Raw genomic sequence first — 22374 nt, forward strand, 5'->3', positions numbered from 1 at the left:
AATCCGCCAACCGGGGAGAGCCACCATGGTAACCTATGTTGTGCTTGGAAGCTTCACCGACCAGGGAATCCGTACCGCCAGGGAATCACCGAAGCGGGCAGAGGCTTTCAAGAGAATGGCCGAGACCTTCGGGGTCACCGTCAAGGAGCTGTTCTGGACACAGGGACGGTACGATGTTGTGACGGTCCTCGATGCGCCGGATGAACTTTCCATGATGACGCTTAGCTTGAGTCTTGGCGCCATGGGCAATGTTCGCACCGAGTCGTTGCGTGCCTTCTCGGCGGCGGACATGACCGAGGTTGTCGGCAAGATGCTCTGACGGCCAGGACGCGCTGAGCATCCTGCGAAAACCAGTCTGGTCGAGAGCGCCGGACCCGGATACGCTTCGGCCCAGTCATGCACGTCAGGGAGGCGCAAACATGAGCAAGCTCGAACAACTTCGGCCAAGCGGCCTTCACCACAACCCGGCTTACTCCCACGTCGTCGTCGCTTCGGGAGCGCGCACGATCTATATCGCGGGACAGGTGTCCGTCGACGAGGAGGGACGGGTAGTCGGCGAAGGTGATCTGGCCGCGCAGACGACACAAGTGATGCACAATATTGGCCTGGCGCTGAAAGCCGCCGGCGCGAGTTACGCCAATATCGTGAAGATCACTACTTTCGTCGTCGGTTACAGGCCGGAGCTCCGTCCCATTATCGGCAAGGCGCGCTCGGCTTTCTTTGAAGGCATGGAGCCGCCGGCGAGCACGCTTGTTGGCGTAACGGCGCTTGCGGCCCCTGAATGGCTGATCGAGATCGAGGCGGTGGCCGTCGTCGATTGACCACTCCGTCATTGCGAGCCAACGGGTCGGCGCAAAGCGCCGCCCGATGACAGGCTCCGCGAAGCAATCCATTTCTCAGCTTGCGGCACTATGGATTGCTTCGTCGCTTCGCTCCTCGCAATGAGGTGGAGAGAGCGGTCTCTATTCCTCCTCCTCGTCCTCTTCCTTCGCCGGTCCCTTGTACGCAATGCCCCGGATCACGGCGGCATTGCCGAACTTCTTCCGTAAGTTGTCCATCGCGCGCTCGGCGTGGGCCGAGCGGCGGTCGAGCATGTCGGTGTCGTCTCCTTGCGATTCTTCGCGCAGCGCGCTGACGCCCGTGCCCATCAGGCGGAAAGCGGTGCCGTCGATTTCCTTCGCCAGCATTTCGCGCGATACCGCAAAAATCTTCGCGGCGAGCTGGGTTGGCGCCTGAATTGATTGCGAGCGGGTGCGCTGCCTGAAATCGGCGGTCTTGAGCTTCAGCGTGATGGTGCAGCCTGCGAGATTGCCGTTCTTCAGCCGTGCCGACACCTTCTCCGACAGCCGCCACAACAGCCGTTCCAGCGTGGCGAAATCCCTGATGTCGGTTTCGAACGTGGTCTCGCTCGAAATCGTCTTGGCGCCGCGGTCCGGCACCACGCTGCGGTCGTCGATGCCGCGTGCCAGCCGCCACAGCCTGCGGCCTTCGCCGCCAAATTGCTTCATCAGCTCGACCTCGTCGCCGCGTTGCAGGTCCGCAATGGTGCGAAAACCCCGCTGCACGAGCTTCTCCTGGGTCGCAGGGCCGACGCCGTAGATGAACCTGACCGGCTTGTCCGCGAGCATCGCGCGGGCCTCGACCTGATCGAGCGCGGCAAAGCCGCGCGGCTTGTCGAGATCGGAGGCGATCTTGGCCAGGAACTTGTTGCAGGACAGGCCGACGGAAACTGTGATCCCGATGTCGCGTTCGACGTCGCGGGCAAAGCGCGCCAGCACTTTTGCCGGGATCATGCCGTGAACGCGCTGCGTGCCGGCAAGATCCAGGAAAGCCTCGTCGATCGACAGCGGTTCCACCAGCGGCGTCAGCGTCTGCATGGCGTGGCGCACCTCGCGGCCGACGCGGACATATTTCGTTATGTCGGGCGGGATCACGATCGCCTGGGGGCAAAGCGCCAGCGCCTTGAACATCGGCATCGCCGAGCGTACGCCATAGGTTCGCGAGACGTAGCAGGCGGCCGAGACCACGCCACGTTTGCCGCCGCCGATGATCACGGGCTTGTCGGCAAGTTCCGGATTGTCGCGCTTCTCCACCGTGGCGTAGAAGGCGTCGCAATCGATATGTGCCAGCGTCAGCGAAGGCAGGGCGTGATGGCGGACAAGGCGCGGGGAACCGCATTCGCCGCATCGCCTGGCCTTGATATCGAGGTCGCCGAGACAATCCCGGCAGAAAGCGCGCGGACCGTCAGAGGATGCCGCGTGCGCGCTCACGGCACGTCGCGCTCCCAGTCCGGGTCACCGAGCACCTGGCGGGCGGCGGCGATATTGGTCGGATGCAGTTGCGAAGCGTTCGCAAACGCCTTCACGGTCGCGTCGTCGCGCATCACGAAATCGAGCACAGACGCCAGAAATTGCGGGTCGGCCGCAGCCGTTCGCAACGTCTCCGGACCGATGCCGCTTTCGGCCAGGAACAGGCCAAGCCTTTCAGGATCGCCGGCAATGAAACTCAGCGCCTGAACTGCAACGATTTCAGCCACTTCGCGGGGGTTGTGAACAGGCTTTTTCAATAGATGGGTTTGCCTTTCCGTTAACTTATGGTCTCTAATTTGGAACCATCATGCCCGAGTCTACGCTGTGTGTTCAATAACTGGACCGCTTCGTAAAACTTGGCGCATCGATTTAACCGGTTAGAGCGAACTTGGCGCTAGTTTGAATTCACTTTTCGACAAGCCCGGGCGGCGGTGCTGAAGTACTGAAAGGCCGGACTTGTTTCCTGAAGATGAGGGGAGGGACGGGATGGCAAAAACCGTCCTGATCGTGGAGGACAACGAGCTCAACATGAAGCTCTTTCGCGACCTGTTGGAGGCGCATGGCTATCAGACCTCGGGGACCAGCAACGGTTTCGAGGCGCTCGATCTCGTCCGCAAGCTGCGTCCTGATCTGATCCTGATGGATATCCAGCTTCCGCAAGTGTCGGGTCTCGAAGTGACGCGCTGGATCAAGGACGATCCGGAGTTGCGCGCCATTCCGGTGGTTGCCGTCACTGCCTTTGCGATGAAAGGCGACGAAGAGCGCATCCGCGAGGGCGGCTGCGAGGCGTATTTGTCCAAGCCAATTTCCGTCGGCAAGTTTATTGAAACCGTGCGGCGCTTTATCGGGTAGGAGTGAGTTTCGATGTCTGCGCGTATCCTTGTCGTCGATGACGTCCCAGCGAACGTCAAGCTGCTGGAAGCCCGCCTGTCGGCCGAATATTTCGACGTGCTGACGGCTTCGAACGGTGCCGAGGCGCTCGACATCTGCGCCCACTCCGAATGCGACATCATCCTGCTCGATGTCATGATGCCCGACATGGACGGTTTCGAGGTCTGCCGCCGGCTGAAATCCAACCCCGCCACGCATTTCATTCCGGTGGTCATCGTCACGGCGCTGGACAGCCCGTCTGATCGCGTTCGCGGGCTGGAAGCCGGCGCCGACGATTTTCTCACCAAGCCGGTGTCCGACGTGGTTCTGATCGCGCGCGTTCGGTCTTTGACGCGGCTGAAGATGATGACCGATGAGCTGCGCATGCGCGCCATCACCTCGCTTGAGATCGGCATGGAGGCGCCCGAGCGCAGCGCGATCGCCGACAAGGGCGTCGGTGGGCGGGTCCTTTTGGTCGACGACCGGCCGTCGTCCTACGAGCGGTTGGCGCCGATCCTTTCCGCCGAGCACACCGTCGACGTCGAAATCAATCCGGCCGAAGCGCTGTTTCACGCCGCCGATGGCAATTACGATTTGCTGATCGTTTCGCTCAGCCTGGAAAATTACGACGGCCTGCGGCTGTGCAGCCAGGCGCGCTCGCTGGAGCGCACCCGCCAGTTGCCGATCCTCGCCATCTCTGACGCCGACAACAATGCGCGTCTGCTCCGCGGCCTCGAAATCGGCGTCAACGACTATCTGTTGCGCCCGGTCGACAAGAACGAACTGCTGGCGCGGGCGCGCACCCAGATCCGCAAGCGGCGCTATACCGATCATCTGCGCGACAACGTGCAGAACTCGATCGAAATGGCGATCACCGACGCGCTGACCGGCCTGCATAACCGCCGCTACATGGAAAGCCATCTCTCGACGCTCGCCGAGCAGGCCTCGAGCCGCGGCAGGCCGCTCGCGCTGATGATCCTCGATATCGACTTCTTCAAATCCATCAACGACACCTACGGTCACGACGCCGGCGATGACGTGCTGCGCGAATTCGCGGTGCGCATCCGCAAGTCGATCCGCGGCATCGATCTCGCCTGCCGCTATGGCGGCGAGGAGTTCGTCATCGTGATGCCGGAAACCGATATCCAGGTCGCCGGCATGGTCGCCGAGCGCCTGCGCCGCTCGATCGCCGGCGAAACTTTTGCCGTCAACAAGGGCACCAAGCGCATCGACGTCACGATCTCGATCGGGCTGGCGACGCTGGACCACAAGGACGAGCCCGTCGCCGACGTGCTCAAGCGCGCCGACATCGCGCTCTATCGCGCCAAGCACGACGGGCGCAACAGGGTGGTCTCGACGGCGGCGTAAGCCACCACCGTCGTCCCTGCGAACGCAGGGACCCATACTCCGCGGCGCTAATTGGGTTACGAGCCGTCTACCGTTCGTGTGCACATGAGAGATCACGCGGTATGGGTCCCTGCGTTCGCAGGGACGACGATAGATTGGTGCCTCACGCCGACGCGCGCATCCCTTCGGCGTCCTGCTTCACCGCCTCATACGCCAGCCGTTTGAACTCGAACGAGAACGGGTGAACGAACGACATCTGACGCTGCGCCATCATCACGCCGGCCATGTTGCGCTTTGGCGAGATCCACCATTGGGTGCCGGCGACGCCGCCCCAGTAGAGTTCACCTGACGCGTCGGGGTGATCGAACGCCGAAGGCTTGAGGATCAATCCGCCGGCGAGGCTATACGCCTTGCCGGGCTGTTCGCCCATCAAGGCAAAGCGGATCCACTGTCCCTCAGGCAACTGGTTAGTCATCATCTGCGCGATCGTCTCCGGCTTGAACAGGCTCGGCCCGCCCGGTAGCAGGCTTCGGATCAATGCGACCATGTCGGGCAGCGTTGAAACCAGTCCGCCGCCGCCATTGAGCCGTGCGATGGGGCTCAGATAGGCGCCGGGGAACGGCGCGTTGTCGGTTCGGGTCAGGCCTGGCTTCATCGGGTCCATCAGGTCCGCGCCGGCATAGTACGCAACGAGCCGTGCCTGATCCTTTTCCGGCACCAGGAAGCCGGTGTCGACCATGCCGAGCGGATCGAAGATGCGCGCCCGGATGAATTTATCAAAACTCTGGCCGCTGATGACCTCGACCAGCCGCGACACGACGTCCGTGGCGAGCGAATATTCCCACGATGTGCCGGGATGATAGATCAGCGGCAAGCCGGCCAGCACGTCCACCATGTCAGCCAGCGTCGTCATGGGATTGTGGACGCCGCGGTCGTTGAGGGCCTTGAAGATGGTCGTGCCCGGATCGAAAAAGCCGTAGCTCAGGCCGGAGCTGTGGCTCAGGAGCTGACGGATGGTGATCGAGCTCTTCGCCGGCTCGGTGTCATCAAGCGACGCGGCCCCTGGGCGCAGGACCTTTCGATTTCCAAGCTGCGGAATAAATTTTTCGATCGGATCGTCGAGCTTGAGTTTGCCTTCCTCGAACAGCAGCAGCGCGGCGCAGGAGGTGACCAGCTTGGTGTTGGAAAAGACGCGAAAGATGTGATCGGTGCGGAGCGGCACCTGCGCTTCCTTGTCGGCCCAGCCGACACAGTTCACGTCGACGAGGTCGCGTCCGACCATGACCGCCCAGGAAATGCCTGATAGCAGGTTGTTGTCGACATAGCGCTGCATCGCCGCCTGCGCCGGTTTGAAGTCGTAACCGTTGGCGGTGACTTTCAGATCTTCCATGGTCGCTCCCTTTGCCGTCATGTTCTTGCGCGGCTTTTTGGTCGTCCCTGCGAAAGCAGGGACCCATAACCACCGGCGCTAGTTGTGAAGAAGGTAACTACCACATCGCCTGACTGAAAGGCCACGGCGTATGGGTCCCTGCTTTCGCAGGGACGACAGCGGAGGGTGCCTCAAGAAGCCGACCTTGGCCGCCGTTTCTTTGCCGTACGTTTTTTCTGCCGATCAGCCGCACCCACCTTCACGCCCGCATTCTTCAACAGCACCGTTGCCGCTTCCTTTGCCGCCCGCGCCATCGCGGGATCGTTGCGGACGAGATCCTGCGCGATCGAGCCGTCGACGAGCAACGCAAGCTGTGTCGCAAGCGCTTCTGCCTCTGCGATGCCGAGCTGCGCCAGCAGGTCGCGAAACCAGAGGCGGCGGCTTTCCTTGAAGGCGACCGCGATCTTGCGCACCGACCGGTCTTCGCCGAGTTCGGCAACCGCATTGACGAAGGGGCAGCCACGAAAATCTTTTGCCGAGAAGCGCCGTTCCAGCGAATCGAAAGTGCCGAGAATCTGCTCGACCGGCGATTTGTCTGATGGACGCGGAGCCACAAAGCGCCGCGCCAGATAGGCCGAGATCAGCGCGTCCTTGGATGGGAAATGATTGTAGAGCGTGCGCTTGCTGATGCCGATTTCAGCCGCGATGGTGTCGACGCCGACCGCGCGAATTCCTTGCAGATAGAACAGCCTATCCGCGGTTTCGAGAATCCGGTCCTTCATGTCAGGTTTGGCGGGCAGGGTAGCCATGCGAATGCGTGGGTCACCGTTGCTTGACAGCAGCGCCCCCTTATAGCCTAGGTACACAGGTCTGTGTACCTATTTCAGATGTCAATTGCAGGACGCGGCATTCGAATCGCACCCCTTAGGGAGAATAAAAACAATGGCCCTGCTGCAAATCCTGCGTCCGACGCTTCCCATCCTGATCGGTGCGTCCATCATGCTCACACTCAGCATGGGGCTGCGGCAGTCGCTCGGCATTTTCATGCAGCCGCTGACGCAGGACATCCGGATTTCGATTTCCGACTTCACGCTGGCGATCGCGGTGCAAAATCTCGCCTGGGGATTTTTGCAGCCGCTCGCCGGTGCGTTGACGGTGCGCTACGGTTTTCGGGCCATCATGGTGGCGGGCGCGCTGCTCTATGTTGCCGGCCTTGCCTTGATGGCAGGCGCGAACGGCTTTCTCAGTGTCATGATCGGCGGCGGTGTGTTGATCGGCACGTCGCTGGCGTGTACCGCGGCAGCTATCGCGATGTCGGTAGCGGCCCGCGCGGTGCCTGCGTCGGTGCGCTCGACGGTGCTCGGCCTGGTGTCGGGCGCGGGATCGCTCGGCGCGCTGCTGTCGGCGCCGATCGGGCAGATGCTCAATGAAGGGTACGGCTGGCGAATAGGTCTTGCAGGCTTCGTGGTGCTGTCGCTGCTGATGATTCCGGCGGCCTGGTATGCGGGCAGGGTGGACAAGATCCCGCTGCCCAAACCCGCGGATGACGAAATCGGCGGCACTTCGGCCGGCGTCGCGACCAAGATCGCATTCTCCAACGCCTCGTTCGTGGTGATGACCGGCGCCTATTTCGTCTGCGGCATGCAGCTCGTCTTTCTCACCACGCATCTGCCGTCTTATCTGGCGATCTGCGGGATGGACCCGATGCTGAGCGCGCAGACGCTTGGCATGATCGGCGGCTTCAACGTGCTCGGCAGCATCTTGTTCGGCTGGGCCGGCGAACGCTGGAACAAGCTGGCGCTGCTCGGCGGCATCTATATCTTCCGCTCGATCGCGCTGGCCTGGTATTTCACGCTGCCGCCGACGCCCGCAACGACGCTGCTGTTCGGCGCCATCATGGGCTTTCTGTGGATGGGCGTAGGCCCGCTGGTCGCGGGCGCAGTCGCCGAGATGTTCGGCCTGAAATGGCAGGCGATGATCCAGGGCCTCGCCTTCATGAGCCACCAGGTCGGCAGCTTCCTCGGCGCCTTCGGGGGCGGGGTGCTGTACGACGCGCTCGGCTCCTACACCATGGCGTGGCGGATCGGCGTCGCGCTGGGCTTGGCCGGTGGCATCATCCAGGTCGCATTCGCGCTGATCCGGCCGAGCGGGCCGCCGCAGATGCAGACGGCGTAGGGCGTCGACTCCATCGCCAGCCGTCATCACCCGCGAAGTGTTTGGTCGTTGGTCAAGCCGGGCGATGACACTTATGCGTGGAGCGGCCATGCCGGGCGCAAACAAAAACGGGGCCCGAAAGGGCCCCGCCAAAATCCGTCAGCGATGCGCTTACGAATTACTTGATCTTCGATTCCTTGAACTCGACGTGCTTGCGCGCGACCGGGTCGTACTTCTTCTTGACCAGCTTGTCGGTCATGGTGCGCGAGTTCTTCTTGGCGACGTAGTAGAAGCCGGTATCCGCCGTGGAAACGAGCTTGACCTTGATGGTGACCGCTTTGGCCATGTTCAGAACCTCAAATATGGGGATATCAGGCGCCGGCCAAATCGGCCTGCATTTGCCGCGCAAACTAGCTTCTGATCGCCCAAAGTCAAGGTTTTCGGGGCAAAAACCGGCCAGATTCGAGGTGGAATCCATGTTTTTGCGCGTATTCTGATCGCAAAACCGGTGTCCACTTTTGCGGAATACGGGCGTTAACCCTCAAAGAACCGGTTTTTCGGCCTCGGCAGCCCCAGATTCTCGCGCAGCGTCTTGCCCTCGTACTCTTTCCGGAAAATCCCGCGCTTCTGCAGTTCCGGCACCACCTTGTCGACGAAATCGTCGAGCCCTTCGGGGAGGAACGGGAACATGATGTTGAAGCCGTCGCTGCCGCGGCTCATCAGCCATTCCTCCATCTGGTCGGCGATGGTTTGCGGCGTGCCGACAAAGGACAGACCGCCATAGCCGCCGACGCGCTGGGCAAGCTGGCGCACCGTGAGCTTGTCGCGCGCGGCGGCATCGACCAGGCGCTGGCGGCCGCTCTTGCTGGCGTTGGTTTCGGGGATCGGCGGCAACTGGCCGTCGGGATCGAAGCCGGAGGCATCGGTGCCGAGCTGCACCGAGAGCGAGGCGATGGCGCTGTCGTAATGCACCATGCTGTCGAGCTTTGCTCGCTTCTCTTTTGCTTCTTCCACGCTATCGCCGACCACGACGAAGGCGCCGGGCAGGATCTTCAGGTGTTCTGGGTTGCGCCCGATCTTCTCCATGCGGCCCTTGATGTCGGCGTAAAGCTTCTGTCCGTCGGCGAGGCTGCCGCCGCCGGTGAACACGGCTTCCGCCGTCTCCGCCGCGAGCTGCTTGCCGTCCTCGGATGCGCCGGCCTGCACGATCAGCGGCCAACCCTGCACGGGGCGGGCGATGTTGAGCGGCCCGCGCACGGACAGATATTTTCCTTTGTGATTGAGCACATGCATCTTCGCCGGGTCGAAATAGAGCCCGGCCTCGACGTCGCGCACGAAAGCGTCGTCGGCAAAGGAATCCCAGAGGCCGGTGACCACGTCATAGAATTCGCGCGCCCGCTTGTAGCGTTCGGCATGCTCCATGTGATCGTCGAGCCCGAAATTGAGCGCGGCGTCCGGATTGGAGGTGGTGACGATATTCCAGCCCGCGCGCCCACCAGAGATGTGATCGAGCGAGGCGAAGCGCCGGGCGACGTGATAGGGCTCGTCGAACGTCGTCGATCCCGTCGCAATCAGGCCGATATGTTCGGTGGCGCCGGCCAGCGCGGACAGCAGCGTGAACGGTTCGAACGAAGTCACCGTGTGGCTGCGCTTGAGCGCATTGATGGGCATGTTCAGCACGGCAAGATGATCGGCCATGAAGAAGGCGTCGAACTTGCCGGCCTCGAGCTTCTGGATCAGTTGCTTGATGCGCGGGAAATTGAAATTGGCATCGGGCCATGCGCCGGGATAGCGCCACGCGCCGGTGTGGATGGATACCGGCCGCATGAACGCGCCGAGCTTGAGTTGCCGCTGTGCCATTGCCCCGTTTCCGTCGCTGTTATTGTTGGGAAAGAGATAGGCACGGGCAAGGGCGACGCCATTAGGGGCACGCAGAAGATTATTTTGTTTTTGAGTGGAGTCTCAAAACGACTGTCATTCCGGGATGCGCGTAGCGCAGACCCGGAATCTCGAGATTCCGGGTTCATCGCTCCGCGATGCCCCGGAATGACCAGAGCGGGTGGCCCTTACGCCCCCAGCACGTCCTTCTGCATCTTGCCGCCGTAGAAGTGGAAGAACGGCACCGGCGCGTCGTGGCGCAGCGGCCCTGTGGCGAGGCGGCGGTCGAGTTCGGCGAGCACGTTCTTGGTCATGGCATGCGCGTCGGCGAGCGGCTGCGAGCCGATCTCGACCCATACCAGTTCGACCAACTCAGCGTCGGCGTGGATCACGCCTTCGACCCGGTGGGCAATGGCCGAAGCGTCCGCGGTGAAGAAGCGCGTATCGAAACGGCGAACGCGGCCAGGCGGGGTGATCGCGCGCGCGATCAGGAACAGGCCCGACGGATCGGGCAACAGGCCTGCTTCCGCAAACGGTTTCCACGCGCCGTCGAGTTTTACGGGTTTGTCGACCTTGCATCCGAGGCAGAGACCGGTTTCCTCGCAGGCCTCGCGGATCGCGGCGACCGCAAGCGCCCGCGCCCGCGAAGGTGCGATCTTCGGGCTGCCCTTCAGGAGATTGGCTTCGAGCTCGGCGGAAATCGGAGCGGCAACGGGAATGCGGTTGTCCGACTTGTCGACACGGCCGCCGGGGAAAACATACTTGCCCGGCATGAACACCACCTTGTCGTGGCGTTTGCCGACCAGAACCTTCGGCTTGTCGCCGGAGCGATCGATCAGAATCAGCGTGGCTGCATCCTTGGGCCGGAAATAAGGATGGTGATCGGCTTCTTTTCCTTCCTGTACGGCGGTCGCAGCTTCGCTCATTCCATCCCCGTTTTGGTGCTTCTTGTTGGTTCCGGTTTAGCTAGACCGGAGGAATGTCGCCAGGGGCATTCTCGTCAAAGCCGTGCATGCGCAGGGCCCACTGAATGCCGACCACTGCGCCCTTGATCGGCTGCAACAGCACCAGAGATAAAAGGAGCGTCACCGGCAAGTAGATCGCCAACTGCAGCCATACGGCCGGTGAGAAATTGGTTTCGATCCACAAAGCCGCCGGTACTACGATGTGGCCGACAACGACGATCACGAGATAGGCCGGCAGATCGTCTGCGCGGTGCGGCGTGAAATCGAGCCCGCATACCGAGCAATTATCGGCCGTCTTCAGAAAGGCGCGAAACATCTTGCCTTCGCCGCAGCGCGGGCAGCGACAGCGAAAACCGCGCTTCATCGCGGTCCAGAGGTCGCGCTTCTCAGCCTGCGCGGTGTCCCGGCTCCATGTCGTCGCGGCGTTCACCGTTTCCATGACTTGCCTTTCTTCGATTTGCCGGGCTTGGCTTTGCCCGACTTGCCCTTGTGAGGCTTGCGAACCTTGTCGCGCGGGCTGCGGCCTGGATGCGATTTCGACGCCCTTGTCGACGCTTTCGCGCCGTCGCGTTTTCTGCCGCGCGGAATGACCTTGCCTTCCACTTGGCCTTCCGACAACAGCTCAAACCGCAACGCGCCAGCCACTGGTGCAGCTTCTACCAGACGCACGTCGACAACGTCACCCAGCCGGTGCATGGCACCGCTGCGCGAGCCGACGAGCGCGTGACGCGTCTCGTCATAGTTGAAGTATTCGGTGCCGAGTGTGCGGATCGGGATCAGCCCGTCGGCGCCGGTATCCGAAAGCTTCACAAACAGGCCGGCGCGGGTAACGCCGGAAATCCGCCCCTGAAACGTCGCGCCGATACGGTCGGCGAGGAAATGCGCGATCAGCCGGTCGGCGGTCTCGCGCTCCGCCTTCATGGCGCGGCGTTCGGTCACGGAAATCTGCGCCGCGACTTCGCTCAGCGTCTCCAGCGTCTCGGTGTCCGGCAACGCGCCTTCACCAAGACCCAGCGCGCGGATCAGCGCGCGATGCACGATCAGATCAGCGTATCGCCGGATCGGCGAAGTGAAATGCGCATAGCGCCGAAGGTTGAGGCCGAAATGACCGTAATTCTCCGCCGAATATTCCGCCTGCGCCTGCGAGCGCAGCACCACCTCGTTTACCAGCGGCTCGTAATCCTCGCCGCGAACCTGGCCGAGCACGCGATTGAACAGAGCAGGGCGCAACGCGCCGCTTTTCGCGAACGGCAGGTCGAGCGTCTTCAGGAATTCCTGGAGGTTATGAACCTTCTCCAGGGTCGGCTCGTCATGTACCCGATAGATAAGCGGCAACGCCTTCTTTTCAAGCATTTCCGCGGCGGCGACGTTGGCGAGGATCATGAATTCCTCGATCAGGCGATGCGCGTCGAGACGTTCGGGCACGATGACGCGGTCGACGGTTCCGTCCGGCTTCAGCAGGATCTTTCGCTCGGGCAGGTCGAGGTCGAGCGGATCGCGTTCGTCGCGCGCGAGTTTTACCAGCGCATAGGCCGTATAGAGCGGCTTCAGTATCGGCTCCAGCAGCGGGCCGGTTAAGTCGTCGGAGCGCCCGTCGATCGCGGCCTGCGCCTGCGCATAGTGCAGCTTGGCGGCCGAGCGCATCAGCACGCGATGAAAACTGTGCGAGCGCTTGCGGCCGTCGGGGCCGATCACCAGCCGCACTGCGAGCGCGCCGCGCGCTTCGCCCGGCACCAGTGAACAGAGGTCGTTGGAGATGCGCTCGGGCAGCATCGGCACTACCCGATCGGGGAAATACACCGAGTTGCCGCGCGTCAGCGCGTCACGGTCCAGCGCCGCGCCCGGCCGCACGTAAAAAGCGACGTCGGCAATCGCGACATGGACGATATAGCCGCCCTTGTTGTTCGGATCGGGATCGGGCGCGGCGTGCACCGCGTCGTCATGGTCCTTGGCGTCGGGCGGATCGATGGTGACGAGCGGCAGCTCGCGCCAGTCCTCGCGGCCTTTCAGCGTCGCGGGCTCGGCGGCCTCGGCCTCGCGCAACGCGGAAGGCGAAAACGCCTGCGGGATTTCGTGGGCGTGGATCGCGATCAGGCTGATCGCCTTTTCGCTCGACAGCGAGCCGAGCCGCTCCTTCACCTTGCCGGAGGCGAGGCCATAGCCGCGCGAGCGAACCAAATCGACGCTGACGAGGTCGCCGTCCTCGGCACCGCCGGTGTCCGTTGGCGCAATGTTTAGTTCGCGCCCGGCCTGCTTCTTGTCGACGGGAACGAGCAGGCCGCCGCCGCCAGGTAGTCTGCGGAAGATGCCGAGCAGGCGCGTGCGGGCTTGATCGATGATCTTGATGATTCGGCCGCGATAGGGGGCGCCTTCGCCATCATCGGCCTTTTCGATCCGCAACAGGGCCCGGTCGCCGACGCCCGCAGCGGTGCCCGGTTGCAGACGGCGCGGGACGTGGATGCGGATCTTCGGCGCGGGACCGTTTTCCTCGGTGTCCCATTCGGTGGGGGTGGCAAGCAATTCACCGTCGGTATCGCGGCCGGTGATGTCGGCGATCACGGTCGGGGGCAGGAGCGCCGTCTCGTGGATCTTCCGGCCGCGCTTGGCGATGGCGCCTTCGTCAGCGAGCTCTCGCAGGATGCGCTTCAGCTCGGCGCGGTCGGCATTCTTCAGGCCGAACTCGCGGGCGATTTCCCGCGTGCCGATCTTGCCTGGATTCGCACGGATAAAGGCGACGATGGCGTCCCGGGCCGGAAAGCCATTGTCATGTTTTCTCTTCACTTATCCCCGGGCCTTGCCCGCGCTCTTCTTCGCAGGCGTTTTGGATGCTGCTGTGGGCTTCGCCGCCATTGTCTTGGCAGCCGACGCGACTGGCGCGCGCGCCTTGCTGATGGCTTCCGACTTCGGCTTCGCCGCGGCTTTCTTCGCGGCCGCCTTCTTGGCAGGCTTTGGCGCGTCGGCAGCCTTGTCGGTGGTCTTGCCGGCTGCCTTCTTCGGCGCGGCCTTCTTCTTCGCGCCGCGCTTCGGCTTGCCGCCGCCCTTGGCGGCGCGCTCGTCGATCAGCGCGATGGCTTCAGCGAGGGTGATGGTATCAGGCGTCTTGTCGCTCGGGATCGTGGCGTTGACGCCGCCGGCCGTGACATAGGCGCCATAGCGGCCGTTCTTCACCGCGACGCCGCCAAGGCTCGGATGCTCGCCGAGCGGTTTGCCGGGATCGGCGCCGAAGCGGCGGCCGCTCGGGCCCTTTGCGATCTTTTCGGCGATCAGCGTCACCGCGCGGTTAAGGCCGATGTCGAATACTTCGTCGCCGGCTTCCAGGCTCGCATAGGTCTTTTCGTGACGCACGAACGGGCCGAAGCGGCCGATGCCGGCAGTGATCGGTTCGCCGGTCTCCGGATGTTTTCCAATTTCGCGCGGTAGCGACAAGAGCTTCAGCGCCAGTTCCAGCTCCATGTCGCCGGGCGACATGTTCTTCGGGATGCCGGCGCGCTTCGGCTTTTCGCCCTCGGCGTAATCCTTTTGCTCGCCGAGCTGGATGTAAGGGCCGAAACGTCCGGCCTTCACCGTGACGTCGAGGTCGGTCTCGGGATCCTTTCCGAGCACACGATCGGCGCTGGCTTCGCCATCGGCGGCGAGCGGGCGCGTGTAGCGGCATTCTGGATAGTTCGAGCAGCCGACGAAGGCGCCGAACTTTCCGGCCTTCAGGTTCAGCTTGCCGGTGCCGCAGGTCGGGCACTGCCTGACGTCACCGCCATCGGCGCGGGCGGGGTAGATGTGCGGCCCCAGCATGTCGTCGAGCGCGTCCAGCACCTCGGCGACGCGGAGATCCTTGATGTCGTTGACCGCGCCGATGAAGCCGATCCAAAAATCCTGCAGCACCTGCTGCCAGGAAATCTCGTTGTTGGAGATGCGGTCGAGCTGTTCTTCCAGCGCGGCGGTGAAGTCATACTCCACATAGCGCGAGAAGAAGTTTTCGAGGAAGGCGACCACGACGCGGCCCTTGTCCTCGCCATGCAGCCGCTTCTTCTCGAGCTTGACGTAACCGCGGTCTTTGAGGACCTGCAGGATCGAGGCGTAGGTCGATGGGCGGCCGATGCCGAGCTCTTCCATCCGCTTGACCAACGAAGCTTCCGAGAAGCGCGGCGGCGGTTCGGTGAAATGCTGGGTGACGGCGAGCGCCTGGCGCTTCAGCGCTTCGCCCGCGCTCATGGCGGGAAGGCGGCGTGAATCCTCGTCGTCGCCGTCGTCGTCCTTGCCTTCCTGGTAGAGTGCGAGGAAGCCGTCGAACTTGATGACCTGGCCCGAGGCGCGCAGTTCCAGCACGCGGGAACCGGCTTTCGCCGCGATGTCCACGGTGGTGCGCTCGAGTTCGGCCGATTCCATCTGGCTCGCGATGGTGCGGATCCAGATCAACTCATAGAGTTTTGCCTGATCGGTATCGAGGCGCCGGCGCATTTCGGCGGGACGGCGCGACAGATCTGTCGGGCGGATCGCTTCATGCGCTTCCTGCGCGTTCTTGGCCTTGGTCTGATACTGGCGCGGCGCGTCAGGCACATAGGCGTTGCCGTAATCCTCGCCGATCACCTTGCGCGCCTGCGTGATCGCGGAGCCGTCGATCTGCACGCCGTCGGTTCGCATATAGGTAATGAGGCCGGTGGTCTCGCCGCCGATGTCGATGCCCTCATAGAGCCGCTGCGCGATCCGCATGGTGTGCGCCGGCGCGAAGCCGAGCTTGCGGCTGGCTTCCTGCTGCAGCGTTGAGGTGGTGAAGGGCGCCTGCGGATTGCGGCGTGCGGGCTTTGCTTCCACGGTCGAAACCGTGAAGTTCGCCGCCTCGATCGCTTTCTTGAGGTCTTCGGCCTCCGCGCCGGAGCCGATATCCAGGCGCTGGATCTTCTTGCCGTCGGCCCCGACAAGGCGCGCCTCAAAACTGTCGCCGCGCGGCGTGGTCAGCGTCGCGACCAGCGACCAGTATTCGCGGGGGACGAATTTTTCGATCTCGAGTTCGCGGTCGCAGACCAGGCGCAGCGCCACCGATTGCACGCGGCCGGCCGAGCGCGCGCCCGGCAGCTTGCGCCACAGCACCGGCGAGAGCGTGAAGCCGACCAGATAGTCCAGCGCGCGGCGCGCCATATAGGCGTCGACCAGCGCTCCGTCGATCTGCCGCGGCGCCTTCATCGCATCGGTCACGGCCTGCTTGGTGATGGCGTTGAACACCACGCGCTCGATCTTCTGATCCTTGAGCGCGCGCTTCTCTTTCATCACCTCCAGCACATGCCAGGAGATCGCTTCGCCCTCGCGATCAGGGTCGGTTGCGAGAATCAGGCGGTCGGCGCCCTTGAGCGCCTTGGCGATGTCGTTGAGCCGGCCAGCCGCTTTGGGATCGACCTCCCAGATCATCTGGAAATTGGCATCCGGATCGACGGAACCGTTCTTGGCAGGGAGGTCGCGTACATGGCCGAACGAGGCCAGAACCTCGTAGGAGGCGCCCAAATACTTGTTGATAGTCTTGGCTTTCGCCGGCGACTCCACGATGACGATATTCATGTCATTCCAATGGCTTATGGGAAAAGATAAAGGCGGGTTCCGCGAGACTCGCGGCCCACCGATTGGACCCGAACATGGGTGGTGAGGCGGCCCCTGTCAAATCCGCAGTAAGGAAGCAGGGACCCCTTGGCTTCGACTTTATATCCACATAGGTACGGAGTACTGCCTAGAGTTGCGTCAATAAAGGGGTTATTTCTGGGCAATATTCAAAGCCATTGGATGCAAGTTTTTTGAGCAAGGCTGCAGGCGGCCGGAAGCGGAAAGCAAAAGCTTCAGGCAAGCGTCGGGACTCGCCACCCGAGGAACGAACCATTGAACGAGGTGAGGAGGGCGGCCCCGACGAGGCCGTGGCCTTTATCGCGGAAACCGTTGCCGAACTGGTCAAACTGGCGGAGCGCCACCGGCTCGAGGTGCTCAGCCATTTGCTCGGCATGGCGCAGCTCGAGGCGGAAGAGCGCCTGCGCACCCGGAGCAAGCGTAAGCTGTCGTGAGGGTTGGGAGCCGTCTTAATTCGTCACCCTGAGGAGCGCGAAGCGCGTCTCGAAGGGCGACAGCCCGTCTGGGGCCGCTCATCCTTCGAGGCTCGCTCCGCTCGCACCGTCAGACTCTCAGGATGACGGACTGGCCGTTGCGCGCTTGCCTTGCTTTTCTGCCGGCCGCGACTTCAGCGCGGTATCGCCCGCGCCCAAGGGCCGCCCATCCTGCGAATAGAGTTCGAGCTTGCGAACCGGTTGGCCGTTTTCCTTGTCGACCAGGATGGTGCTGATCTCTTCCGGCCGCTCGTCGAACTCCTCGCTCCATTGCCGCAAGGCGACCAGGATCGGGAAGACGCCGCGGCCCTTCCGCGTCAGCAGGTATTCCTGATATGCGCTGCCGTCGGAGGCGGGTGCGGTTTTCAGAATGCCCTGATCGGTCAGCGCGCGCAGCCGCACCGTGAGGATGTTCTTGGCGAGGCCGAGCCTCTTCTGGAATTCGCCGAAGCGGCTGACCCCGAACAGCGCCTCGCGAATGATCAGCATCGACCACCAGTCGCCGATCGCATCCAGCGAGCGTGCGATCGGGCAATCGTCGTGCTCAAAGCTGGTCCGTTTCACCATCGCGGGCTCCGTCGATAAAGGCCAGATCACGGCCTTGTGTGGTTGCAATATTAAACCAGATGCTCTAGATCGGCAATCTAGTTTAATTATGCAACCATTGGAGGCGGTCATGAGGCTCGCGAACAAAACGGCGTTGATTACTGGCGGTAACAGCGGCATCGGGCTCGCGACCGCCAGACTGTTCGTGGCCGAAGGCGCCAGGGTCGTCATAACCGGACGAAATCAGGCGACTCTCGATGCCGCCGCCGCAGAGTTGGGCCTGAACGCGTTCGCGGTGGTGGCCGACGCCACCGACGTCGCTGCGACCGAGGCGGCGATCGGGAAGGGAGCCGAAAAGTTCGGCAAATACGACATTCTGTTCGCCAATGCCGGCATCGCCGGCGGCACGCCGCTGGGCGCGACTGATATCGCGGCGTTTCAGAAGGTCATCAGCACCAATCTCACAGGCGTGTTCTTCACGGTTCAGGCCGCGCTGCCGCATCTCAACGACAACGCCTCGATCATTCTCAACGGCTCTGTCATCTCGGTGCTCGGCATCCCCGGCTATTCGGCCTATGGCGCGGCGAAAGCAGGCGTGCGGGCGATGGCGCGCATCATGGCGTCTGAGCTGTCGCCGCGCGGCATCCGCGTCAATGTGGTGGCGCCCGGCGCGATCCGCACCCCGATCTGGGGCGCGGCGATCGCAACCCCGGAAGCCGAAAAGGCCTTTGAGAAGCGGATCGGGCTCTCGACGCCGCTCGGCCGCATGGGCGAACCCGATCACATCTCCAAGACGGTGCTGTTCCTGGCGTCAGACGATTCCGCGCATGTGCAGGGCCAGGAATTGTTCGTCGATGGCGGCGCCACGGCCTCTCCGAGCGGCGCGCCGATCTATCGGGGGTAAACCAGGCTCCGTAACTGACGTCCGGCCAGCCCCGCCACCCTGCGGCGTATTGGCGCTGAGCCGGAAGGGCGCATTGAACGTCAATCGTCCTTGCCGGACATTCGAACGATGGGAGTTTCTTGACCAAAGAGAACCGGAGAGCAGTCATGCCGAAAAAGGTCGACGTCTCTTCATCCGCCTTGCAGAATTCGGACACCGCTCAGTTCGTTTCAATTGCGCTGTTCTCCGGCGTCGGTCTCCTGGTTTCCCTCGTCATCGTTATCTGCCGCATGAACGGCATTTTCTGATCTGGCCTTCTCGATCACCGATGAGCGGCTGCCGTTGGGCGACGGCAGCCGCTGTCGTCCCAACTCAGGCGGCGTTCAGGTCGCCTGCGGCTTTCAGCGCGCCGGCCACGGCTTTTTCGCGATGTTCGGGACCAATCTGTATGCCGTCGGCGGAAATGAATTCGGGGCTCTTGATGCCGATGAAACCGAACACCCAACGCAAATAGGTTTCGAGATGCTCGCCGAGCGCGGCCGGCGTGCCCGTGCCATAATAGCCGCCGCGCGAGATCGCGACGATGATGCGCTTGTTGCCGGCCAGACCTTCGACGCCTTGCGCTGAGTACTTGAACGTCTTGCCGGCGACCAGGATGCGGTCGATCCAGGCCTTGAGTTGGCTCGGGATAGTAAAGTTGTACATGGGCGCGCCGAGCACGACGATGTCGGCGGCGAGGAATTCTTCCAGCACGGCCTGACCGGCGGCGATATCCTCTCGCAGCGAAGCTTCCGGGGCCGCCCCTTGGCCGGCGGCGAGGTGGGAGCCGGTGAGATGCGCCAGCGGCGTGAGCGTGAGATCGCGGTAGCTGACTTCGAGCCCGGGCGTAGATTGGCGCAGGCGGTCGACGATGGCGGCGGAAACCTGACGGCTGACGGAGTGGGGGCCGAGGACGCTGGAATCGAGATGCAGAAGCTTCATGAGGGGTCCCTTGGTATAAGTTTGTAACTGGCGCTATATGAGTGACTGTCCTAAAACCCCGCAAGAACGCACATTTTTTACACCCGAGCACATCCATGAGACCCGAGCACAAGAATGTGCCTGCCTTTCCACCCGGTCCGCACCTCGACAGTGACTGCCGCGGCGCGGCCTCTGTCCTGGCGCGGGTCGGCGACAAATGGAGCGTGTTCGTCATCATGATGCTCGGCGATGGCGCGAAGCGCTTCAACGAGATCAAGCGCATGATCGGCGGCATCTCGCAGCGGATGCTGACGCTGACGCTGCGCGGATTGGAGCGGGATGGTCTCGTGACACGAACAGTATTTCCGACCATTCCGCCGCGGGTCGATTACGAATTGACCGAACTTGGGCGTGGCTTGTCTGCGCCGGTAAAGGCGCTCGGCCAATGGGCAATTGAGCATCAGCCGGAGATCCAGCGTGCGCGGACGAAATTCGACGCGCGCAACGAGTCCTGATCAGATCAGCGACACCAGCCCGCCGCCATGGCGCTCCAGCCGGCCGGCAAGCTCGAGCTCCAGCAGCACCGTGCGTACGAGCGTAGGCGAGAGGCCCGACATGCGGATCAGATCGTCGAGGCTGATCGGGCTCGGCCCGAGCAGCGCGACGATGCGTTCGCGCTCGCCCGGATCCGTGTCGAAATCGAGCGGCTCATCATCGCCTTCGCGCGCCTCGAGCACGGTCGGCCGCTCCATGATCGGCTGAACGGCGTTGATGACGTCGCTGGCTTCGGTGACCAGCGCCGCACCCTGCTTGATTAGATCATTGGTGCCGGCGGCGCGCGGATCGAGCGGCGAGCCGGGCACGGCAAAGACTTCGCGGCCCTGTTCGGCAGCCATCCGCGCCGTGATCAGCGATCCTGAACGGTGCGCGGCCTCCACTACCACGACGCCGAGCGACGCGCCCGAGATCAGGCGGTTGCGCCGCGGAAAATCGCGGGCCCGCGGCACATGGCCGAGCGGCATTTCGGAAATCGCGCCGCCTCGTTGGAGCAGGGCGGCCAGCAAATCCTCATGCTCCGCCGGATAGATCCGGTCGTGACCGCCCGCCAGCACCGCAACGGTGCCGCTCTCGATCGCCGCGCGATGCGCAGCCTGATCGACGCCGCGCGCCAGCCCGGAGATGACGACGAAGCCGGCTTCTCCAAGGTTGTGCGCCAATTGGCTGGCGAATTTCAGCCCGGCGCCTGAGGCGTTGCGCGAGCCGACGATCGCGATCATCGGACGCGTCATCGCATCGAGGTTGCCGCGCACGCCGAGCAGGGGCGGCGCATCGTCGAGCGCCGCCAGCCGCGGCGGATAGGCGGCTTCGCCGGGCGCGACCAGCGAGACGCCGATCTTGTTGCTCGCGGCAAGTTCGGCCCGTGCTTGCTCCTCGCTGCAGATGCGCCCCGAACGCGCCGCGCCGCCGCGCCGCGCCAGATCGGGCAGCCGCTCCAGCGCCGCGCGCGCATTGCCGAAATGGCTGATGAGCGAGTTAAAGGTGCGCGGGCCGACATTGTCGGACCGGATCAGCCGCAGCCGGTCGATCCGGTCGGCGTCGGTGAGGTGGGTGGCGAGTTGCGTCCGGTCATCCATGCGATGCAGCTTTGCCCAACCGGAGATTGCAATCAACCTGTTTGATTGTGATGGGTGGCTACGCTTGCTCCATGCCAAGGCTCTCCGTAACCTGCGTCCTCATCAGAGGAATGCCTTCATGATTTCGCTCGCCGAACTTCAGCGCCGCATCGATGCCGGCGACCTTTCCGCAGATGCTGCGATCGCGCAGTCGCTCGAAGCAACCAGTGCGCATGAAAAGTCGATCGGCGCCTTCGTTTGTCGGGACGAAAGTCTTCGCGCGCAAAGCGCTGGGCCGCTGCGGGGTATTGCGGTCGGGATCAAGGACATCATGGACACGGCCGAGTTTCCGACCGAAATGGGCTCGCCGATCTACCGGGGATTTCGCTCGCGCGGCGATGCCGCCGTCGTGATGATGCTGAAACAGGCGGGCGCAAGCATCGTCGGCAAGACCACGACCACCGCGTTTGCCTCGATAGATCCGACGCCAACGCTCAATCCGCATAACCATGGTCACACGCCCGGCGGATCGTCATCGGGTTCGGCGGCAGCAGTAGCGGCGGGCATGATCCCGCTCGCGCTGGGAACGCAGACCGGCGGCTCGGTGATCCGGCCGGCCTCGTTCTGTGGCGTCGCCGCGATCAAGCCGTCCTACCGCCTGCTGCCCACCGTCGGCGTCAAATGCTATTCATGGACGCTCGATACGGTCGGATTGTTCGCGGCCGGTGTGGACGATGTGGCGCGCGGGCTGTCCGCGATGACCGGCAGGCCCGAATTGCTCCTGCCACCTGATATTCCGACTCCGCGCATCGGCGTGGTGACACAGGACTTCGCCGGCGCGCCAGACGCGTCGGGTGGGGAGGCGTTGCGGATCGCGACACGGGCGGTGGAGAAAGCCGGTGCCTCGGCGCGAGCGTTGGACTTGCCCGAGATTTTCGCCGAGGCATGGCGCGCGCAGCCGATCGTGCAGGAGTTCGAGGCGCATCGGGCGCTTGCCTGGGAATATCGCGAACATTACGCGCAGATGGCGCCGCTGTTGCGCGCAAAGCTGGATGAAAGCAGGAATACACCGCCTGTCGCCTATGACGAGGCGATCAAAACAGCGAACCGCGCCAGGCAGGCACTGGAAGAACTGTTCGACGAAGTCGACATGCTGCTGACCCTGTCGGCCCCGGGTGCCGCGCCCAGGGGACTGGGTTCGACCGGCGATGCCCGCTACAACCGTCTTTGGACGCTGATGGGCGTCCCTTGCGTCAATGTTCCCGCGCACATCGCGGACGGCGATTTGCCGGTCGGCGTGCAGATCATTGCGAGATATGGCGCCGATGCCGCGGCGCTTGCGGCGGCGCGCTTCGTCGAGGACGCGCTAAGGCGGCAATGAGACCGCCGAGCGCGGTCCGTCG

The 22374-nt window shown here is 63.3% G+C and carries 23 protein-coding genes; 10 read left to right on the top strand and 13 right to left on the bottom strand.

Annotated features, from left to right (window positions below):
• Positions 1–25 precede the first annotated feature (25 nt).
• Both CP49_RS01445 and CP49_RS01450 read left to right on the top strand, forming a co-directional pair.
• The gene (locus CP49_RS01445; RefSeq protein ID WP_057848517.1) at positions 26–319 is read left to right on the top strand and encodes a GYD domain-containing protein; all 294 of its coding nucleotides are present in this window, start codon (positions 26–28) and stop codon (positions 317–319) included.
• Between the two features lie 100 nt (positions 320–419).
• Positions 420–821, top strand: a complete 402-nt coding sequence (locus CP49_RS01450) for a RidA family protein (protein ID WP_057848518.1) — start codon at positions 420–422, stop codon at positions 819–821.
• A 141-nt stretch (positions 822–962) separates the two neighbouring features.
• Here CP49_RS01450 and CP49_RS01455 read toward each other — a convergent pair whose 3' ends face one another.
• Positions 963–2288 carry a DNA polymerase IV gene (locus CP49_RS01455; RefSeq protein WP_082645821.1) on the bottom strand — a complete coding sequence of 442 codons (1326 nt, stop codon included), beginning with the start codon at positions 2286–2288 and terminating at the stop codon, positions 963–965.
• Positions 2267–2566, bottom strand: a complete 300-nt coding sequence (locus tag CP49_RS01460; protein WP_057848520.1) for a DUF3572 domain-containing protein — start codon at positions 2564–2566, stop codon at positions 2267–2269. The genes CP49_RS01455 and CP49_RS01460 overlap by 22 nt, the downstream gene beginning before the upstream one ends.
• A 229-nt stretch (positions 2567–2795) precedes the next feature.
• Between CP49_RS01460 and CP49_RS01465 the strand changes: the two genes are divergently transcribed.
• Positions 2796–3161, top strand: a complete 366-nt coding sequence (locus CP49_RS01465; RefSeq protein WP_027538546.1) for a response regulator — start codon at positions 2796–2798, stop codon at positions 3159–3161.
• A gap of 12 nt (positions 3162–3173) precedes the next feature.
• Positions 3174–4547: a PleD family two-component system response regulator gene (locus CP49_RS01470; protein WP_057848521.1), complete on the top strand. Its 1374-nt coding sequence runs from the start codon at positions 3174–3176 to the stop codon at positions 4545–4547.
• Positions 4548–4689: 142 nt separating this feature from the next.
• Here CP49_RS01470 and CP49_RS01475 read toward each other — a convergent pair whose 3' ends face one another.
• Both CP49_RS01475 and CP49_RS01480 read right to left on the bottom strand, forming a co-directional pair.
• Positions 4690–5916 carry a serine hydrolase domain-containing protein gene (locus CP49_RS01475; protein ID WP_245310441.1) on the bottom strand — a complete coding sequence of 409 codons (1227 nt, stop codon included), beginning with the start codon at positions 5914–5916 and terminating at the stop codon, positions 4690–4692.
• Between the two features lie 170 nt (positions 5917–6086).
• A complete protein-coding gene (locus CP49_RS01480; RefSeq protein ID WP_057848522.1) occupies positions 6087–6704 on the bottom strand; it encodes a TetR/AcrR family transcriptional regulator in 618 nt (205 codons plus the stop codon).
• Positions 6705–6837: 133 nt separating this feature from the next.
• On the opposite strand from CP49_RS01480, the gene CP49_RS01485 reads away from it, so the two are divergent.
• Positions 6838–8070 carry an MFS transporter gene (locus CP49_RS01485; protein ID WP_057848523.1) on the top strand — a complete coding sequence of 411 codons (1233 nt, stop codon included), beginning with the start codon at positions 6838–6840 and terminating at the stop codon, positions 8068–8070.
• Between the two features lie 157 nt (positions 8071–8227).
• On the opposite strand, the gene rpmG is transcribed toward CP49_RS01485, so the two are convergent.
• The 6 genes from rpmG to topA form a co-directional block, all read right to left on the bottom strand.
• Complete coding sequence (rpmG, locus tag CP49_RS01490) at positions 8228–8395, bottom strand: 50S ribosomal protein L33 (RefSeq protein WP_027537094.1); 168 nt, start codon at positions 8393–8395, stop codon at positions 8228–8230.
• Between the two features lie 188 nt (positions 8396–8583).
• Positions 8584–9909 (bottom strand): LLM class flavin-dependent oxidoreductase, encoded by a 1326-nt coding sequence (locus CP49_RS01495; protein ID WP_057848524.1) that lies wholly within the window; start codon positions 9907–9909, stop codon positions 8584–8586.
• Positions 9910–10115: 206 nt separating this feature from the next.
• Positions 10116–10853 carry an NUDIX hydrolase gene (locus CP49_RS01500; RefSeq protein WP_057848525.1) on the bottom strand — a complete coding sequence of 246 codons (738 nt, stop codon included), beginning with the start codon at positions 10851–10853 and terminating at the stop codon, positions 10116–10118.
• Positions 10854–10893: 40 nt separating this feature from the next.
• Positions 10894–11331: a DUF983 domain-containing protein gene (locus CP49_RS01505; protein WP_057848526.1), complete on the bottom strand. Its 438-nt coding sequence runs from the start codon at positions 11329–11331 to the stop codon at positions 10894–10896.
• Entirely contained in the window at positions 11319–13673 is a 2355-nt protein-coding gene (gene rnr / locus CP49_RS01510) for a ribonuclease R (RefSeq protein WP_057848527.1), read from the bottom strand. Before rnr ends, CP49_RS01505 begins: the two co-directional genes overlap by 13 nt.
• Positions 13674–16439, bottom strand: a complete 2766-nt coding sequence (gene topA, locus CP49_RS01515) for a type I DNA topoisomerase (protein ID WP_057848528.1) — start codon at positions 16437–16439, stop codon at positions 13674–13676.
• Positions 16440–16669: 230 nt separating this feature from the next.
• Here topA and CP49_RS01520 point away from each other — a divergent pair, with 230 nt between their 5' ends.
• The gene (locus CP49_RS01520; RefSeq protein ID WP_420807583.1) at positions 16670–16930 is read left to right on the top strand and encodes a hypothetical protein; all 261 of its coding nucleotides are present in this window, start codon (positions 16670–16672) and stop codon (positions 16928–16930) included.
• A 117-nt stretch (positions 16931–17047) separates the two neighbouring features.
• Here CP49_RS01520 and CP49_RS01525 read toward each other — a convergent pair whose 3' ends face one another.
• Positions 17048–17536: a winged helix-turn-helix transcriptional regulator gene (locus CP49_RS01525; protein ID WP_057848549.1), complete on the bottom strand. Its 489-nt coding sequence runs from the start codon at positions 17534–17536 to the stop codon at positions 17048–17050.
• A 109-nt stretch (positions 17537–17645) separates the two neighbouring features.
• Here CP49_RS01525 and CP49_RS01530 point away from each other — a divergent pair, with 109 nt between their 5' ends.
• Positions 17646–18419 carry an SDR family oxidoreductase gene (locus CP49_RS01530; RefSeq protein WP_057848550.1) on the top strand — a complete coding sequence of 258 codons (774 nt, stop codon included), beginning with the start codon at positions 17646–17648 and terminating at the stop codon, positions 18417–18419.
• A gap of 146 nt (positions 18420–18565) precedes the next feature.
• Positions 18566–18706 carry a hypothetical protein gene (locus CP49_RS45725; RefSeq protein ID WP_197422994.1) on the top strand — a complete coding sequence of 47 codons (141 nt, stop codon included), beginning with the start codon at positions 18566–18568 and terminating at the stop codon, positions 18704–18706.
• Positions 18707–18770: 64 nt separating this feature from the next.
• Here CP49_RS45725 and CP49_RS01535 read toward each other — a convergent pair whose 3' ends face one another.
• On the bottom strand, positions 18771–19379 hold the full coding sequence (locus tag CP49_RS01535) for an FMN-dependent NADH-azoreductase (protein WP_057848529.1): 609 nt from the start codon (positions 19377–19379) through the stop codon (positions 18771–18773).
• 95 nt (positions 19380–19474) lie between these two features.
• Here CP49_RS01535 and CP49_RS01540 point away from each other — a divergent pair, with 95 nt between their 5' ends.
• On the top strand, positions 19475–19873 hold the full coding sequence (locus tag CP49_RS01540; protein WP_057848530.1) for a winged helix-turn-helix transcriptional regulator: 399 nt from the start codon (positions 19475–19477) through the stop codon (positions 19871–19873).
• Here the strand turns inward: CP49_RS01540 and dprA are convergent, their stop codons facing one another.
• A complete protein-coding gene (dprA, locus tag CP49_RS01545; protein WP_057848531.1) occupies positions 19874–20992 on the bottom strand; it encodes a DNA-processing protein DprA in 1119 nt (372 codons plus the stop codon).
• Positions 20993–21110: 118 nt separating this feature from the next.
• On the opposite strand from dprA, the gene CP49_RS01550 reads away from it, so the two are divergent.
• Positions 21111–22352 (top strand): amidase, encoded by a 1242-nt coding sequence (locus CP49_RS01550; RefSeq protein WP_057848532.1) that lies wholly within the window; start codon positions 21111–21113, stop codon positions 22350–22352.
• The last annotated feature ends 22 nt before the right edge of the window (positions 22353–22374 follow it).

Origin of the sequence: Bradyrhizobium valentinum, from assembly GCF_001440405.1 — a bacterium.
Classification (GTDB): Bacteria; Pseudomonadota; Alphaproteobacteria; order Rhizobiales; family Xanthobacteraceae; genus Bradyrhizobium; species Bradyrhizobium valentinum.

Excerpts from the sequence above, each read along its gene's own strand:
- CP49_RS01540 (WP_057848530.1), top strand. The coding sequence starts at position 19,475 with ATGAGACCCGAGCACAAGAATGTGCCTGCCTTTCCACCCGGTCCGCAC.
- CP49_RS01500 (WP_057848525.1), bottom strand. The coding sequence starts at position 10,853 with ATGAGCGAAGCTGCGACCGCCGTACAGGAAGGAAAAGAAGCCGATCAC.
- CP49_RS01525 (WP_057848549.1), bottom strand. The coding sequence starts at position 17,536 with ATGGTGAAACGGACCAGCTTTGAGCACGACGATTGCCCGATCGCACGC.
- CP49_RS01450 (WP_057848518.1), top strand. The coding sequence starts at position 420 with ATGAGCAAGCTCGAACAACTTCGGCCAAGCGGCCTTCACCACAACCCG.
- CP49_RS45725 (WP_197422994.1), top strand. The coding sequence starts at position 18,566 with ATGCCGAAAAAGGTCGACGTCTCTTCATCCGCCTTGCAGAATTCGGAC.
- CP49_RS01445 (WP_057848517.1), top strand. The coding sequence starts at position 26 with ATGGTAACCTATGTTGTGCTTGGAAGCTTCACCGACCAGGGAATCCGT.
- CP49_RS01465 (WP_027538546.1), top strand. The coding sequence starts at position 2,796 with ATGGCAAAAACCGTCCTGATCGTGGAGGACAACGAGCTCAACATGAAG.
- CP49_RS01475 (WP_245310441.1), bottom strand. The coding sequence starts at position 5,916 with ATGGAAGATCTGAAAGTCACCGCCAACGGTTACGACTTCAAACCGGCG.
- CP49_RS01530 (WP_057848550.1), top strand. The coding sequence starts at position 17,646 with ATGAGGCTCGCGAACAAAACGGCGTTGATTACTGGCGGTAACAGCGGC.
- CP49_RS01550 (WP_057848532.1), top strand. The coding sequence starts at position 21,111 with ATGATTTCGCTCGCCGAACTTCAGCGCCGCATCGATGCCGGCGACCTT.
- CP49_RS01495 (WP_057848524.1), bottom strand. The coding sequence starts at position 9,909 with ATGGCACAGCGGCAACTCAAGCTCGGCGCGTTCATGCGGCCGGTATCC.
- CP49_RS01485 (WP_057848523.1), top strand. The coding sequence starts at position 6,838 with ATGGCCCTGCTGCAAATCCTGCGTCCGACGCTTCCCATCCTGATCGGT.
- CP49_RS01480 (WP_057848522.1), bottom strand. The coding sequence starts at position 6,704 with ATGGCTACCCTGCCCGCCAAACCTGACATGAAGGACCGGATTCTCGAA.
- dprA (WP_057848531.1), bottom strand. The coding sequence starts at position 20,992 with ATGGATGACCGGACGCAACTCGCCACCCACCTCACCGACGCCGACCGG.
- topA (WP_057848528.1), bottom strand. The coding sequence starts at position 16,439 with ATGAATATCGTCATCGTGGAGTCGCCGGCGAAAGCCAAGACTATCAAC.
- CP49_RS01470 (WP_057848521.1), top strand. The coding sequence starts at position 3,174 with ATGTCTGCGCGTATCCTTGTCGTCGATGACGTCCCAGCGAACGTCAAG.
- CP49_RS01535 (WP_057848529.1), bottom strand. The coding sequence starts at position 19,379 with ATGAAGCTTCTGCATCTCGATTCCAGCGTCCTCGGCCCCCACTCCGTC.
- rpmG (WP_027537094.1), bottom strand. The coding sequence starts at position 8,395 with ATGGCCAAAGCGGTCACCATCAAGGTCAAGCTCGTTTCCACGGCGGAT.
- CP49_RS01505 (WP_057848526.1), bottom strand. The coding sequence starts at position 11,331 with ATGGAAACGGTGAACGCCGCGACGACATGGAGCCGGGACACCGCGCAG.